This is a genomic window from Frankia sp. AgKG'84/4, from assembly GCF_023242965.2.
GTDB lineage: Bacteria > Actinomycetota > Actinomycetes > Frankiales > Frankiaceae > Frankia.
This window is the reverse complement of sequence record NZ_JALKFU020000717.1, coordinates 1-542: the sequence shown is the minus strand read 5'-3', so window position 1 is coordinate 542 and position 542 is coordinate 1. Positions and strand designations below refer to the sequence as shown.

Genomic DNA, 542 nt, shown 5'->3' with positions numbered 1-542 from the left:
ATTGTGGCTGATGATTCTTTTTTTGCTTTGTTCACGGCGAATTGCAGCGATATGTCCATTGAATACGGAAAGGCGTCTACCTCGTCGATAATGATGGTATCGAACGCGTTTTGAAACCGGAAAAGCTGGTGGGTGGTCGTGACTGTTAGCGGGGCCATGATATGTCTATCTTCGCTGCCGCCATAGAGGGCCGCAACCGTGATATGTGGAAAGGCTTTTTTCAGGCGTGGGGCGAGCTCGAGGACAACATCTGTCCGGGGCGTGGCAATGCAGACTCTTTTTCCTGCTAGCAGGGCTGTTTCCATTCCGTGGAATAGCACTTCTGTTTTGCCGGCGCCGCATACTGCCCAAACAAGCAGCTCTTCACCTTTGTGAACGGCGGCCGTTACCCGTTCTGAAGCAGTTCGCTGGCCTTCTGACAGAGTGCCCTCCCATGCAAGCACATGAGCTGGTATATCAAAAAGGAAGCTTGGGCCGCTCCATGAATATAGCAAACTGCATTCGCTCACCCTGCCCATCATGATGCATGCGCGGCAATAGGT

1 protein-coding gene is annotated in these 542 nt (G+C 52.4%); it reads right to left on the bottom strand.

The features are described 5' to 3' along the window. A partial coding sequence (locus MXD58_RS31830; RefSeq protein ID WP_284678841.1) for a DEAD/DEAH box helicase family protein occupies nucleotides 1-521 on the bottom strand: 521 nt, incomplete at its 3' end. Nucleotides 522-542: the final 21 nt, after the last annotated feature.